This window comes from Streptomyces sp. NPDC002701 (assembly GCF_042889045.1).
Classification (GTDB): Bacteria; Actinomycetota; Actinomycetes; order Streptomycetales; family Streptomycetaceae; genus Streptomyces.
Genome location: NZ_JBIAQL010000004.1, coordinates 121906 through 134098, shown reverse-complemented (window position 1 = coordinate 134098; position 12193 = coordinate 121906). Strand labels below are relative to the sequence as shown.

The window sequence follows — 12193 nt, the reverse complement described above, 5'->3', positions numbered from 1 at the left end:
CGAACAGCCCGCCCGGTTTCCCTTTGGCCGCACCGCTCTGATCACGGGTACATGAGAATGAGGGTCTCGGAGTGTCGGGTCAGCGGTTCGTAGTGCCTGTATCTGAACCTTGATCCGCCGCTCAGGAGCCTGCAGTTTGAGATAACGGCTTTGTGTGAGTGTTCGGCGCATGGTCGCCGTGACCTTCTCCCGAACGGAGACCGGTGGGTCTCACGTGATGCGAGTGGCTGACTTTCAAGCCACGGGCAGGTGGTGGGAGCCCTTCGAAGGGCTCCCATCGTGGTCCTGGCGGCCGTCGTTGACGGCGGCAGCATGGAAACGCGGGTGACGGTGGAAGTGCGCCCCCGCAGCCATCCCCTGTGTCCCAGGAGTTCATAAGCAGGTACGTAGTCCGAGCATGCCGGTCGGCGTTCATCGTCCAGGCTTGTTGGCTCAACGACCCGGCGCCGGAGGCAGCAGGATGCCGGATGTGAAGTACGCAAGCATGGAGTTCTACTTCACGGCCTCGCGCACTGTGACCGATGACAGCTACCGTCTGCGTGTCCTGGGTGAAGACGACGGTCGTGACCTGGCGCGGCGTGATCTGGACCGGGACGATCTCAGCCCTGAGCCCGCGGGGGACCGCCTGATCAAGCACGGATACATGATCCGTCCAAAGGAGCTGAACCACGACGATGATCCAGAGGGCCGGGCGGTGCGTGCGCCCCGTGCGGCCTCCCGCGTGGATAGGAGGCACCAAGCTCAGACGTGGGCGAGGCGCAGGTTGGTCGTGGGGGGCCAGCCGTGGGCTGCGAGGCGTTCGGGGATGTTGAGTTCGGGTGGGGCTGTGAGGGTGAGGGATCCGGGCGGGGGCAGGGTGTGGGCGGTCGTGACGAGGATGTCCAGGGCGCTTTCGGAGAGGTAGTGCACGTCGGTGAGGTCGACTGTGACGTCGTGGTGCTGTCTGTGGCAGGCGAGAAGGGCCAGGTTCAAGGGGATTCTGTGCTGTGCCATGACCTGTCCGGAGAGTTTGATGCCCGGCTCGTAGTCCAGGGGTGTGATGAAGGCGAGGCCGTCGATGAAGTAGCTGTTCATGGCCAGGCATCCCAACGCCATGCACCGCTGGAAGACACAGGCCAGGGGGCGTCCGGGTGGGGTGCGCAGGCCGTGGCGGTCTTTGTGGGGTGCCGAGGTGGCGGGCTCCGGGACCCGCGATGGACAGCCGCTGACGTAGGAGCGCCCCCATGAGCTCCGAGTGATCGCCGGACTGCGACGCCGTAGCAACGGACGGCCGACAGCCCACGGACTCCTGCCACCGTACGCCCCCGCGCCAGCCTCGTGAAACCCATCGAGGCGCCCGCCCATCACTGGCGAAGTATGCCTGCCGGCAGGCACCGGAGCGGCGCCCGCACTGTCGAAGGGGTGAGCTGAAGGCGCCGCCCCGCCCCCGCCGTGCCCGCCTTCCCACCGCCTCCTTCGGATGGGTTGCTCCGGCAACACCCGGTCGGCCTCAGCCACTTCTTCCTGACCAGGACGTCAACTGCACCTGCACCTGCACACGCCGGGTGAGAGGGCGAGAGTTCGAAGCGAAAACCGAGCGGGTTCGCCACGGCCGGGTTCTTGGCAAGGATCTTCAGGTTGAGGCGCTCGGGCCACCACTGACGGTTGCCGCCGCCCTGGTCCGGGTGCGGGGCGCGCTCGTGCGCGACGGGGCAGCCTCCCGTCTCCTCGGGCTTCGGGTCCGTGACGATCGCGTCATGGTTCTCGGTCATGGGGAATCCTTCCGAACGGCGTGAATTGAGAAGAAGGAGGGCACTCACCGTCTGTCAGACGGGATGCCGGGCCCCTGCGTCTGCTGTGCCGACGGTGCGTGAGGCGTCTGGTTCGCCCGGTAGCGCGCTGCGGTCATGCGGGTTGAGTGCGAGAAAAGCAAAGGCCGCAAGAGCGCCGCCGACGCCCTGGGCGAGAAGATAGACCCACAGTGAGGACCAGGAAAACAAACCGGCCGCGGCTCCTGCCACGGCTACAGCGGGGTTGAAAGCTCCTCCGGATATGCCGCCCACGGCCACCGCACCCGCGAGTACGGTGAAACCGATGGCCAGGCCGTAGAACGAGTTCATCTGGTGGTCGCTGCTGGTGGCGACGTTGAGCACGACGTAGGCCAGCGCGAAGGTGAAAAGGGTTTCTACTACGAGCGCCGCTCCTAATTGCCGCCCAGAAAAGGACACGGCCGTTACTTTGTCCGGGTTGGCAACCCAGCGACCGATCAGCCCGCCAGCTACTCCACCCGCCACCTGCGCCACGACGTAACCTCCGGCGTCGACCGGTGCGATGCGGTGCCGCAGGAAAACCGCGAGTGTGACGGCCGGATTGAAGTGGGCGCCGGAGACATGACCTCCGGCGTAGACCATGACCATCAGCATTGCGCCTATTGCTAACGGGGCCATAGCGGCCTTGGCGAGCACCGCCGTGGTGATGGTCAAGACAAGGAACAACGTACCGATGAATTCAGCTATCCACTTGTTCATGTGACTCCTTTGAAGTGCGGCTGTTTCCGGATGTATTGGGCGTGGGGTTTTGCGTATGCGTGTCGAAGAGATCAGTGAATGCCCTTACCGGCTGGACGTCGGCCCGCCCGACACTTTAAGTACCGGATGGCGGACTGCCCACTGACCGAACCCTTACGAAACGCTGACGTGCGAAGGGCTGTTCGGTCGCTCAGCAGTGCCGGCATCGTGCGTTGGCGGGGTCGGATGCAAAACAGGCACGGACTCCCGTGATCATGAGATCCACGATCTGCTGGAATGCCTCGCGCAGGTTCCCGATCCGCGCAGTCCCCGCGGAGTGCGACATCCGCTCGCCGAGGTGCTGGCCCTGACCGCCTGCGCGGTCCTGGCCGGCGCGAGGTCATTGCTGGCGGTGAGTGAATGGGTGGCGCCGATGCCCTCGAAGGATGCCTTGAGCGGCTCGGTAACCGCGTTGACTCGCTCCTCCCGCAGCGCTCCTGGCCTGCGGAAACGACGATTCACGAGCCTTGGCCCGAATCGACGCGAACGCTTTGGAAGCGGTGATCCCGAGCATCAGCTGTGCCGACAACTCCCCGGTGCCGGTGCCGGTGCCGGTGCCGGTCCCCGTGGCGGTGGTCGTGCCCGTCATCTGTGACTGCGACTCCCGTAGAACGGAGCGTGACAGTCTTCCGTCACTCCGCTCTTGTCACTTTGATCACCAGGAACAGCCCGGGGGTGAGACTTCCTCGGGCCATCCGACCACTACCCGGCTTGGGGGATTTCCCCCAGTGAGGTCGGAGGCTTTCCGGGTTCCAGGAAAGGAAGTCCGGGCGCGAGGCTTCGTTGTATGACGCATAAGAGCCGCCGACGGATTCCAGCCATCGACGTCGTTCGCGGGTTTGCCCTCGCCGGCCTACCCGTGGTGAACGTTGGGCTCACCGTCGGTCACGAGCGCTACCCCGATCCCGACGCGATCTCGTCGTTCATCTACGACAATCTCGTACTCTTCCGCTTTGTCACCATCTTCACGTTCCTGTTCGGTGTGAGCTTCGCACTGATCCTGCACTCGGCGTCCGGACGCGCGGCGCGGCCGCGGTTGGTTCTGGTGCGCCGGCTGGCGGCGCTGTTCGCGATAGGCATGGTTCAACTGTTCGCCCTCGACCAGAATCTCCAACTCCTGATATACGCCGTGCTGGGGCTGGTGGTGCTACTGCCGCTGTCCTACCTGCCGCGACGCACCCAACTGACGCTGGGTCTGGCGCTGTTGGCCGCCTCCATGTCGATCATCGAGCACGATCCCCACAACGCCGGATTCGCACTCAAGATGCTCCTCATCTCGTGCGGGCTGCTGGCCCTCGGGGCTTCGGTTGTCTGCTATGGCATCCACGCCGACCTGGCCAGTCGTGACACACAGCTTCGAATGGCCCTCGTCGTCGCGGCGGTGCTTGCGGTCACCACCCTCGTGCTGCGCCCGGACACGACGAGCGTGCTCGGATCCGTCCTGGCCGACATACGACTCCTTTCCACCTCGACGGTGTACGTGAGCGCGCTGCTGCTCCTGCTGCACACCGGCATCAGTGCAGGGTTGACCACCGTGCTTGCTCCGGTCGGCCGGATGGCGTTGACCTGCTTCCTCACTCAGGCGGCCGCGGCGGTGATGTTCGCCGCCCTGGTCGACGTGCGCGGTTGGAACTACGCTGCTCTGACGTTCGGAGGCACCGCGGTCTTCGTCGCCGCGCAGGCCATCACGTGCTCATGGTGGCTGCGCCGCTTCCAGTACGGTCCAGTCGAGTGGCTCTGGCGTTGCGCGACCTGGCTGAGCATCGTTCCGATACGCCGAACGCCCGTCGTCACCTGACACCGCCGGCGCAGGAACCAGGACGCGCGGCAGCACTCGCGACTGGGGGTTTCCCCCAGGAGCCTCGGAGGACAACCTCGTTCCGGCGCCCGCCTCCCGTTCATAGCGTGGAAAGCGCACATCCGACGCGTCGCATTTCCGGCGCATGAACAGGAGCAGGTAGTCGTGATGATCGGAACCGAGGGTCTCACCGAACAGTACAGCGGGAGGGTCGCCGTCGAGGGCCTGAGCATGAACACCGTGCTTGAGCTGAAGCATGTCAGCCGTAGCTACGGCCGCGAGCCGCAGGCCGTGCATGCCCTGCGTGATCTCGATGTCCGGCTGTACGCCTGCTCCTTCACCGCGGTCGTGGGTCCCTCCGGCTCAGGCAAGTCGACCTTCCTGCAGTGCGCGGCCGGTCTCGACCAGCCCACCGCCGGCACGGTGCGGCTGGCCGGCCAGGAGATCAGCGCGATGGGGGAGCGCGAACTGACGCGGTTGCGGCGCGGGCGTATCGGCTTCGTCTTCCAGTCGTTCAACCTGCTGCCCGCCCTCACGGTGCAGGAGAACGTCCTGCTTCCCCTGCGCCTGGACGGCAAGCGCCGCGACCCCGCACGGGCGCGCCGCATGCTGGCCCGGGTCGGACTAGACGGGCGTGAGGACGCGCGGCCCGGCGAGCTCTCCGGCGGACAGCAGCAGCGCGTGGCGATCGCCCGTGCCCTGGTCACCGAGCCGGACATCGTCTTCGCGGACGAGCCCACGGGCTCGCTCGACCAGGAGACCGCGGCCGAGGTGCTGGGGCTGCTGCGGGAGGCAGTGAGTTCGCACGGAGCCACGGTCGTCGTCGTCACGCACGATCCCGCGGTCGCCGCGCAGGCGGACCGGGTGCTGCGGCTGGCCGAGGGGCGGCTCGTGGCAGACACAGTAAGGGCACCCGTATGAGCATCTTCGCTTCCAACGGCCTGGCGGCCTCCTCCGTCAGGGCCCGCCCGTCCGCCTTTGTCGGCACCTTCGTCGCTTCGGTCTTCTGCGCGACCGTGGTGACCGCGAGCGTGGCCGTAGCGGTCTCCGCCTCCCAGGTGCCGTCCTCCCCGAAACAGTACGCGGTCTACGAGATGGGCCTCGTCTTCAGCCTGATCACCGTCTACATGTCCGTCTTCGTCATCGGCCAGGTGATGTCCCTGGCCGTGAGCCAGCGCGGGCGCGAGAGTGCCTTGCTGCGTGCGGTCGGCGCCGGGCCGTGGCAGATCCGGCGGATGGTGGCGACCGAGGGACTGTTCACCGCACTGCTCGCGTTGCCGGTCGGATACGGACTCGGGGCGCTGGTCGCGTGGGTGTGGTTCGGCGCGCTTGACGCCAGCGGCATGCTCCCGGACGGGATGGCGCTGCACATCGACCTCGGGCCGCTGCTCGCCGCTCTGGGGATGCTGGTGGTCTGCTCGCAGCTCGGCGGCTTCATCGGGGCCTTGCGCAGCTCCCGTATCCGGCCATCGGCCGCGCTGTCGGCTGCACAAGTCCCTGGGGGTGAACGAGTCGGCAGGGTCCGGGGCTTCGTCTCGCTGGTGTTCCTCGTGGGCGCGGTCATGCTCACCGGGGCGGCAGCGGCGGGGCCGGCCGAGGACGCCGGGGACGTGATCCCGCTGGTGCTGCTCGCGTATCTGGTGACCACCGCCGTGGCCGGGCCCTGGCTCGGGCGGCTCGCGACCCGGGCGGTAACGCCCGCGCTGCGCGCCGTGGGGGGCGTGGCGGGCGAACTGGCGGTGGCGGGCTCCCGGGCCAGGTCCCGCCGGCTGTCCGCGGCGATCACACCGATCGCGATGGTGACGGCCTTCTCGCTGGCCCAGTTCGTCTCGCTGGCCGCAGCCGAGGACCTGGACGCGACGGCGCTCTTCGGCACCCTGCTGTACGCCGCCTTCGCGGGCCTGATCGCCGCGAACACGCTGGTGATGCTGACGCTTGAGCGGCTGCGGGAGTTCTCGCTGCTGCGCACGATCGGCGCCGAGACGAACCAGGTGCGCATGGTGGTGCTCGCCGAGTCGGCGATCACGGCGCTCGCCGGAGTCGGCGCGGGCACGGCGATCGCCTGCGCGGTAGTGGCCCCGCTGGGCGGCAGGACGGGCACGCCGATGTCCGCCCTTCCCGTGTGGGCGTGGACGGCGACACTGGGCACGGGGGCAGTCCTGGTGTGGGCGGCGTCCGCCGCCCCACTGGGACGGATGTTCCGAGTGCGTCCGATCGACGGGGTCACCCGCAGGAGCACGTGACAGATGGGGACGCCGAGGCTGAGAGCGCCCGGTCTGCCCGAGCGGCGGAGCCGGTGCCCCTGCCTCCCCGCGGGTGCGGCCCGCAGCCGCCCGAGTCCCCTGGAGGTTTCCCCCAGAGGACTCGACGGACAGCCTCGTTCCCGCGTCCGTCGCCGGCTCCTAGCCTGGAACACGTCAATCCGACGCGACGCATTGCCAGGGCACACGCAGGGACAGGTAGTCGTGATGATCGAGGCCAGGGGTCTCACCAAACGGTACGGCGACAGGCTCGCCGTCGAGGACTTGAGCTTCGGGGTGCCTCCTGGAAGCGGGACGGGATTCCTCGGCCACGCCCGTACCCTTCCTCCGGCGCGCAGCGTCCGCAGCCATCTCGCGGCGCTCGGCGCGGTCGCGGTGAGCGGGCCCGACGACGACGTACTCTCCCCGTGGACGGCGTTCGCGGTCCTGCGCCTGTACACGGCGGCGCTGCTCGCGATCGGTGGAAGGCTGCTGGTGCGGCGCGATGCGTGAACTACCTGCCGTCCGCACGGGACTGACGGCGCCGTGGACACGGCTGGCGTGGATGCAGGCCGCGTACTGCCTGGTCTCCTTCGTCCCCGCGCTGGTGGGCTTCGCTCTCATCCTGACGGTCGTCGTGGCGCTCGGCTCCGTGCTCACGCTGACGGTGCTCGGTGCGGTGCCCGGCATCTTCTTCCTGGTGGGGGCCTTGCCCTCGCCCGGGGCCTGGGCGCGCTGCAGCGGCGCCTCGCCGGGGCTCTGATCGGCGAGCGGGTCGAGGAGCCGCCGCCCCGGCCGGATGTCCGGCGTGGGCTCGTCGCGGCCGTGCAGGCGCGGCTGCGGGACGCGACCGCCTGGCGGGCGGTGGCGTACGTCCTGGTGAAACTGCCACTGGCGACGCTCGGCCTGTGGGCTGTGGCGTGGTGGGTGATCGGCGCGATCAACGTCATCGCGCCGGTGCGCTGGGCGGCAGGGCAACACGACCTCACCCTGATGTCGCCGCTGCCGGGTGGCTGGTCGCAACCCGGCGTGCACTCGCTTGGGAGCGCGTTCGCCGCGGCCGCCATGGGCTGCGCGATCTTCCTCATCGCCCCCTGGCTGACCCGCACCGTCGTCGCAGTGGACCGCCGCCTGGTGCGCGCGCTGCTCGGCCCCGGTGCGCTGGCCCAGCGGGTGCGGGACCTGGAGGAGACCCGCGCGCTGGCCGTCGACGACGCGGCGCAGCAGCTGCGCCGCCTCGAGCGGGATCTGCACGACGGCGCGCAGGTCCGGCTCGCGGCGCTGGCGATGAGCCTCGATATGGTGCGCGAGCAGCTCGACGATCGGGACCGCCCGGAGCTGCGCCGCCTGGTCGAGACGGCCCGTGACAACGCCACGGAAACCCTCACCGAGCTGCGCGACCTCTCCCGCGGCCTGCATCCGCCAGCCCTCGACGGCGGCCTCGCCGCCGCGCTGGCCACGCTCGCTGCGCGGGCTACGGTGCCGGCCGACGTATCGGTGGACGTGCCGAACCAGCCGACCCCGGCGATCGAAAGCCTCGCCTACTACTGCACGGCGGAGCTCCTCGCCAATGCCATCAAGCACAGCGGCGCGACCCACTGCGGCGTCGAGCTAGCAGCTGGCGACGGCACGTTGCGGATACAGGTGAGCGACAACGGGAGCGGCGGGGCACGCATCGTGCCCCGTGGGGGTCTGGCGGGCCTGGTACAGCGGGCACGTACGGTCGACGGCGAGCTGACACTCCACAGCCCCGACGGGGGGCCGACGACGGTGAAGGTGAGGTTGCCGCTCCATGCCTGAACGTACCGCGGGCGCGGGCCCGGTGGAATGTGTGAGGCTGCACCCATGCGCGTAGTGATCGCCGAGGACGCCGCCGTGATGCGTGAGTTGCTCTCCCAGATGCTGACGATGCGCGGCCACGAGGTCGCCGCGTCGGTCGCGGACGCCGACGCGCTGCGCGCGGCTGTCCGCGAGCACCGGCCTGATGTCGCGGTCGTGGACATCCGCATGCCGCCGACCCACACCGACGACGGCCTGCGCGCGGCAATCGACATCCGCCACGAGCACCCCGGCACCGGGGTTCTGCTCTTCTCCCAGTACATCGAGACGAAGTACGCGACCCGGCTGCTCGCGCAGGGTTCCGCGGGCGTGGGCTATCTACTCAAGGAGCGGGTCGCGAATGTCGCCGAGTTCACGGACGCGCTGGAGCGGGTCGAGGCCGGCGGCACCGCCCTCGACCCGGAAGTCGTCACCCAGCTGGCAGGTGCGGGCCGACACACCGAGGAACTACAGGCGCTCACCGGTCGGGAGCGGGACGTTCTGACGCTGATGGCCGAAGGCCGCTCGAACGCGGCCATCGCCCTGCAACTGCACGTGTCGGCGGGCACCGTCGAGAAGCATGTGGCGTCGATCTTCGGAAAGCTGGATCTGCCGGTGTCGGAGGACCACAACCGCCGGGTCCTCGCCGTCATCCGCATGCTGCACCAAGATCCGAGGGGGAGACGGACAACCGGGACATGAGAAGGACAAGCCCGCGTCGCACGGCGATGGTGATCGACCGAACACCTGCGCCGTTCGGCACAGTTCGACACTGTTCGGTCCACGGAGCACTAACCTGCCTCATCCGTGCAAGGGCGGGAGGACTGGACGACACCGGTGGCCCGACCGTCGACAACTTCATCCCGAACTGACCGATCATGCTCACCCGGTTGTGCAACCCGGTCGCTGTTCGGTGCGTCTAGCAGGAGTGACCCGCTTCGAGTGGTTCGACATCCCGACCCGGATTCAGGAGGAGACCGTGCGCAAAGCCGCACTCGGACTGTTCATGGCGTTGATGGCGGTGCTCGCTGTGGCGCCGCTCGCTGACGCCGACCAGACACAGATCGTGGCCTGCTGCGGCCCGAATCCGCCCGGCTGGCCGTAAGCCTCCGTCGGCAGCACATTCGACTGGGCCCGATATCTGCTCTGCGAGGAGATGCCATGAGGAAAGCTGTGCTCGGCTTGTTGGTGGCGTTGGCAGCGGTGCTGGCCGTGGCGCCGCTCGCTGACGCTGGCCAGACGGAGATCGCGGCCTGCTGTGGCCCGGTTCCGCCTGGTACTCCGTAACGGCGCGCCGCCGGCACCGGATGCTACCGGTGCCGGCGGGGAGGATGGGCTGGTGCGCAGTGCCGAGAGCGCAGGTTCACCGCTGCGGGTGATGACGGGCGGAACCTCCGGCGGGAGGCGCGGCAAACAGCCCAGCAGGGGGCTCAGTTGTTGAGCGCGGCCGGGCCGCGCGCCGACAGGAGACCTGTGGCGGTGAGGTCCCGCACCCGCATGAGACGCGGGTGCGGGACACCGCCTGATGCGCTCGATCGGTCAGTGTGGGGTGAAGGTGTCGACGGTCAGGGCGCCGGTGTCGTCCATGCGGGTCTGGTCGACGATTTGGGCCAGGGTCTGTTCGGGCCGCAGGCCGGTACGGGCGGCGATGGTGCGCAGCTGGCGGCTGGGATCCGCGGACAGCCACAACCGCGCCGTCAGCCCATCGCGCACGTCCTGCTGTTCCTGATGCCACGCGGCCTGACGGGCCAGGGCATCGGTCCTGCGGTCCTCGCGCGCGTGTGCCCAGGTGCTGCCCGGCGGGTTAGCTGTTGAGTGTGCCGCCGAACTTCTCCGGGACCAGGTCAGCTTGCTCGGCGCCGCTCCTGATCAGGCCGAGGATCATGTCGGCGGCACCCTCGGGCGACTGGGGTAGCAGCCCGCTGGCGGCTTCCATTTGGCGTGCGTCTTCGACGTTGCCGCGGACCCTTCCCAGGAACTCCGTCTCGGTGATCGAGGGAAACATCATCGACACGGCGATGCCTTCGTCGGCGAGTTCGGCGCGGGCGATGGCCGAGAGTTTTTGGAGAGCGGCCTTGGAGGCGGAGTACGCACCGGACCCCGGCAGCGTCGACCAGATGATGCCCGAGCCCACGTTCACGATGGCCCCGGCCGACCGCTTACGCAGGTGCGGGAGGACCGCCTGCGTCGTGACCAGAGGAGCGAGAAGATTGAGTTCGAGGACGGCTCGGAAGTCGTCGGGGTCGATGGCGTCGACGGTGGCCTGAAGTCCTTGCCCTGCGTTGTTTACGAGGACGTCTATCTGCCCGAACCTCTCGATCGCGGCTTGTACGGCCCCTTCGATCTGACTCCGGTCCGTCACGTCGCACGGCACGGCCAGGGCCACGGATTCGCCGAGTTCTTTGGCAAGTTGCTGGATGCGCTCCTCGCGGCGGGCGATGAGTACTACTCGTGCGCCGGCTCGGGAGGCGGCTCGTGCAGTGGCCGCGCCGATGCCTGACGACGCTCCGGTCACGAGCACTACGGCTCCGTTGATGTCCATGAAGGGTTTCCTCGTTCGAGAGTAGGGGCGATTGCCCACAGGCAGGGCCTTGCTCTTCGTCCGGGTGGCTCGCCCACCCAGTGAAGCTATCAAATGATAGCTATCGTTCGATAGGAAGGTATCCTTGCAGCATGAGCGATGTCAAAGCCGCCAGCCTCCACGAACTGGCCGACCTGATCTTCGCCGTGGGGCGACAGCTGCGACCCCCGGCCGACCCCGCCTTCGAGCCGTGCACGCCGATCGAGATCAGCGTCATGCGGTTCATCAACCACAACCCCGGCGCCTCCGCGCGGGCGGCGTCGCAGGCGACGCTGCTCCCGTCAAGCAATTTCAGCCGGGTGCTGCGAGGCTTGGAGAAACGAGGTCTCGTAGACCGCGTCGTGGACGACCGCAACGCACGAGGCGTGCGTCTGTACCCCACGGAGAAGGCCCAGCAGAATCTCCAGTACCTTCGCGACAACTGGGACCGGACCCTTCAGGGCATTGTCGATGACCCCACCACGATCGAGATCGTCAACGCCACACTCCGGCGCATCGAGAGCGAACTCATAGCCCGACGCAGCGGCACGGACAACTGACTGATCGTTTCAGAATGAGCTTCGGAGTCGTCTCAAGCAGATGATGCCGCAGACGAGTCGGAGCAGTCCGAGGTGGAGGTCGGCGCGTATCTCACAGGGGATCCGCAGTCGTTTGAACTGGGTGTAGCCAGGCGAAGGTCCGCTCCACGACCCAGCGGGTCTTTCCCAGTCCGGGTCCGTGTGCGGTGCCTTTGCGGGCGATATTCGACGAACCTGCAGGTGGTCATGGGTGCCAACAGCCGGCTGGTGGTGGCCGTCGTTGATCCGCTGCCCGGCAGCCGCAACGACTGCCGGGCCTGCACCGAATCCGGCGTCGACCCGGCGTGAAGAGGGGCGTCGGCCAGCGGGTCGACCGACCGGTCGCGGGGGACGAGAAGGTCCAGGCCGTGCCCGGTCTCACCCGGGATCACCTCGACTTGGTCGGGTCGGCTCTTACCACGGCTTCGTGGCGACCCTCGGCCGTCTGGTCCCGCAGCTGCGCAGGCAAGAGCTCCCCGAGGACGAGCGCGAAACCGTCCGCCGCCAGATCGGCCGCGTCTTCGCGCCGCGGCGGACTGGCTCAAAGAACGCCCTCGGCAACGACGGTTCACCCAGAAGGAGCAGCTGACTCGGCTGCTCAAGGGTGCGATGGACGTCTTCGAGCTCGACCGGTCGCTGCAACACCGGTTGGA

Annotated in this window: 15 protein-coding genes and 3 pseudogenes; 12 read left to right on the top strand and 6 right to left on the bottom strand. The window is 68.2% G+C overall.

Annotation, left to right across the window (positions count from 1 at the left end):
* Positions 1 to 741 precede the first annotated feature (741 nt).
* The 3 genes and pseudogenes from ACFYXC_RS13165 to ACFYXC_RS13155 all read right to left on the bottom strand — a co-directional run bounded on the left by ACFYXC_RS13165 (position 742) and on the right by ACFYXC_RS13155 (position 2507).
* Complete coding sequence (locus ACFYXC_RS13165) at positions 742 to 1074, bottom strand: hypothetical protein (protein ID WP_389550394.1); 333 nt, start codon at positions 1072 to 1074, stop codon at positions 742 to 744.
* Positions 1075 to 1538: 464 nt separating this feature from the next.
* A pseudogene (locus ACFYXC_RS13160) lies at positions 1539 to 1751 on the bottom strand (hypothetical protein); the annotation flags it as partial.
* A gap of 54 nt (positions 1752 to 1805) precedes the next feature.
* Positions 1806 to 2507 (bottom strand): MIP/aquaporin family protein, encoded by a 702-nt coding sequence (locus ACFYXC_RS13155; RefSeq protein ID WP_389550391.1) that lies wholly within the window; start codon positions 2505 to 2507, stop codon positions 1806 to 1808.
* 196 nt (positions 2508 to 2703) lie between these two features.
* Here ACFYXC_RS13155 and ACFYXC_RS13150 point away from each other — a divergent pair, with 196 nt between their 5' ends.
* The 9 genes from ACFYXC_RS13150 to ACFYXC_RS13110 all read left to right on the top strand — a co-directional run bounded on the left by ACFYXC_RS13150 (position 2704) and on the right by ACFYXC_RS13110 (position 9507).
* Positions 2704 to 3141, top strand: a complete 438-nt coding sequence (locus ACFYXC_RS13150) for a transposase family protein (RefSeq protein WP_389550388.1) — start codon at positions 2704 to 2706, stop codon at positions 3139 to 3141.
* Positions 3142 to 3333: 192 nt separating this feature from the next.
* Entirely contained in the window at positions 3334 to 4344 is a 1011-nt protein-coding gene (locus ACFYXC_RS13145; RefSeq protein WP_389550385.1) for a DUF418 domain-containing protein, read from the top strand.
* Between the two features lie 231 nt (positions 4345 to 4575).
* Positions 4576 to 5265 carry an ABC transporter ATP-binding protein gene (locus ACFYXC_RS13140; RefSeq protein ID WP_389551614.1) on the top strand — a complete coding sequence of 230 codons (690 nt, stop codon included), beginning with the start codon at positions 4576 to 4578 and terminating at the stop codon, positions 5263 to 5265.
* Positions 5262 to 6587 carry an FtsX-like permease family protein gene (locus ACFYXC_RS13135; protein WP_389550383.1) on the top strand — a complete coding sequence of 442 codons (1326 nt, stop codon included), beginning with the start codon at positions 5262 to 5264 and terminating at the stop codon, positions 6585 to 6587. Before ACFYXC_RS13140 ends, ACFYXC_RS13135 begins: the two co-directional genes overlap by 4 nt.
* Before the next feature lie 225 nt (positions 6588 to 6812).
* On the top strand, positions 6813 to 7097 hold the full coding sequence (locus ACFYXC_RS13130) for a hypothetical protein (protein WP_389550380.1): 285 nt from the start codon (positions 6813 to 6815) through the stop codon (positions 7095 to 7097).
* Entirely contained in the window at positions 7090 to 7347 is a 258-nt protein-coding gene (locus tag ACFYXC_RS13125) for a hypothetical protein (RefSeq protein WP_389551688.1), read from the top strand. Before ACFYXC_RS13130 ends, ACFYXC_RS13125 begins: the two co-directional genes overlap by 8 nt.
* The gene (locus tag ACFYXC_RS13120; protein WP_389551611.1) at positions 7311 to 8384 is read left to right on the top strand and encodes a sensor histidine kinase; all 1074 of its coding nucleotides are present in this window, start codon (positions 7311 to 7313) and stop codon (positions 8382 to 8384) included. Before ACFYXC_RS13125 ends, ACFYXC_RS13120 begins: the two co-directional genes overlap by 37 nt.
* 45 nt (positions 8385 to 8429) lie before the next feature.
* Positions 8430 to 9104, top strand: coding sequence for a response regulator (locus ACFYXC_RS13115; protein ID WP_389550377.1), 675 nt, complete (start codon positions 8430 to 8432; stop codon positions 9102 to 9104).
* Between the two features lie 226 nt (positions 9105 to 9330).
* Positions 9331 to 9507, top strand: a complete 177-nt coding sequence (locus tag ACFYXC_RS13110; protein WP_389550374.1) for a hypothetical protein — start codon at positions 9331 to 9333, stop codon at positions 9505 to 9507.
* A gap of 434 nt (positions 9508 to 9941) precedes the next feature.
* Here the strand turns inward: ACFYXC_RS13110 and ACFYXC_RS13105 are convergent, their stop codons facing one another.
* Together ACFYXC_RS13105 and ACFYXC_RS13100 are read right to left on the bottom strand one after the other, a co-directional pair.
* Positions 9942 to 10115: a hypothetical protein gene (locus ACFYXC_RS13105; protein ID WP_389550371.1), complete on the bottom strand. Its 174-nt coding sequence runs from the start codon at positions 10113 to 10115 to the stop codon at positions 9942 to 9944.
* A gap of 91 nt (positions 10116 to 10206) precedes the next feature.
* Entirely contained in the window at positions 10207 to 10944 is a 738-nt protein-coding gene (locus tag ACFYXC_RS13100) for an SDR family oxidoreductase (RefSeq protein ID WP_389550368.1), read from the bottom strand.
* 131 nt (positions 10945 to 11075) lie between these two features.
* Between ACFYXC_RS13100 and ACFYXC_RS13095 the strand changes: the two genes are divergently transcribed.
* Positions 11076 to 11522 carry a MarR family winged helix-turn-helix transcriptional regulator gene (locus tag ACFYXC_RS13095; protein WP_389550366.1) on the top strand — a complete coding sequence of 149 codons (447 nt, stop codon included), beginning with the start codon at positions 11076 to 11078 and terminating at the stop codon, positions 11520 to 11522.
* A 9-nt stretch (positions 11523 to 11531) separates the two neighbouring features.
* On the opposite strand, the pseudogene ACFYXC_RS13090 reads toward ACFYXC_RS13095, so the two are convergent.
* Positions 11532 to 11724, bottom strand: a pseudogene (locus ACFYXC_RS13090) (transposase); the annotation flags it as partial.
* Between ACFYXC_RS13090 and ACFYXC_RS13085 the strand changes: the two are divergent.
* Together ACFYXC_RS13085 and ACFYXC_RS13080 are read left to right on the top strand one after the other, a co-directional pair.
* Positions 11721 to 11846, top strand: a pseudogene (locus tag ACFYXC_RS13085) (IS5/IS1182 family transposase); the annotation flags it as partial. The pseudogenes ACFYXC_RS13090 and ACFYXC_RS13085 overlap by 4 nt on opposite strands.
* A gap of 121 nt (positions 11847 to 11967) precedes the next feature.
* Positions 11968 to 12129 carry a DUF6192 family protein gene (locus tag ACFYXC_RS13080; RefSeq protein ID WP_389550364.1) on the top strand — a complete coding sequence of 54 codons (162 nt, stop codon included), beginning with the start codon at positions 11968 to 11970 and terminating at the stop codon, positions 12127 to 12129.
* Positions 12130 to 12193 lie beyond the last annotated feature (64 nt).

Bases quoted from the DNA above. Each gene is read 5' to 3' on its own strand.
- ACFYXC_RS13165 (WP_389550394.1), bottom strand. From the start codon at position 1,074: ATGAACAGCTACTTCATCGACGGCCTCGCCTTCATCACACCCCTGGAC.
- ACFYXC_RS13155 (WP_389550391.1), bottom strand. From the start codon at position 2,507: ATGAACAAGTGGATAGCTGAATTCATCGGTACGTTGTTCCTTGTCTTG.
- ACFYXC_RS13145 (WP_389550385.1), top strand. From the start codon at position 3,334: ATGACGCATAAGAGCCGCCGACGGATTCCAGCCATCGACGTCGTTCGC.
- ACFYXC_RS13140 (WP_389551614.1), top strand. From the start codon at position 4,576: ATGAACACCGTGCTTGAGCTGAAGCATGTCAGCCGTAGCTACGGCCGC.
- ACFYXC_RS13135 (WP_389550383.1), top strand. From the start codon at position 5,262: ATGAGCATCTTCGCTTCCAACGGCCTGGCGGCCTCCTCCGTCAGGGCC.
- ACFYXC_RS13130 (WP_389550380.1), top strand. From the start codon at position 6,813: ATGATCGAGGCCAGGGGTCTCACCAAACGGTACGGCGACAGGCTCGCC.
- ACFYXC_RS13125 (WP_389551688.1), top strand. From the start codon at position 7,090: ATGCGTGAACTACCTGCCGTCCGCACGGGACTGACGGCGCCGTGGACA.
- ACFYXC_RS13115 (WP_389550377.1), top strand. From the start codon at position 8,430: ATGCGCGTAGTGATCGCCGAGGACGCCGCCGTGATGCGTGAGTTGCTC.
- ACFYXC_RS13100 (WP_389550368.1), bottom strand. From the start codon at position 10,944: ATGGACATCAACGGAGCCGTAGTGCTCGTGACCGGAGCGTCGTCAGGC.
- ACFYXC_RS13095 (WP_389550366.1), top strand. From the start codon at position 11,076: ATGAGCGATGTCAAAGCCGCCAGCCTCCACGAACTGGCCGACCTGATC.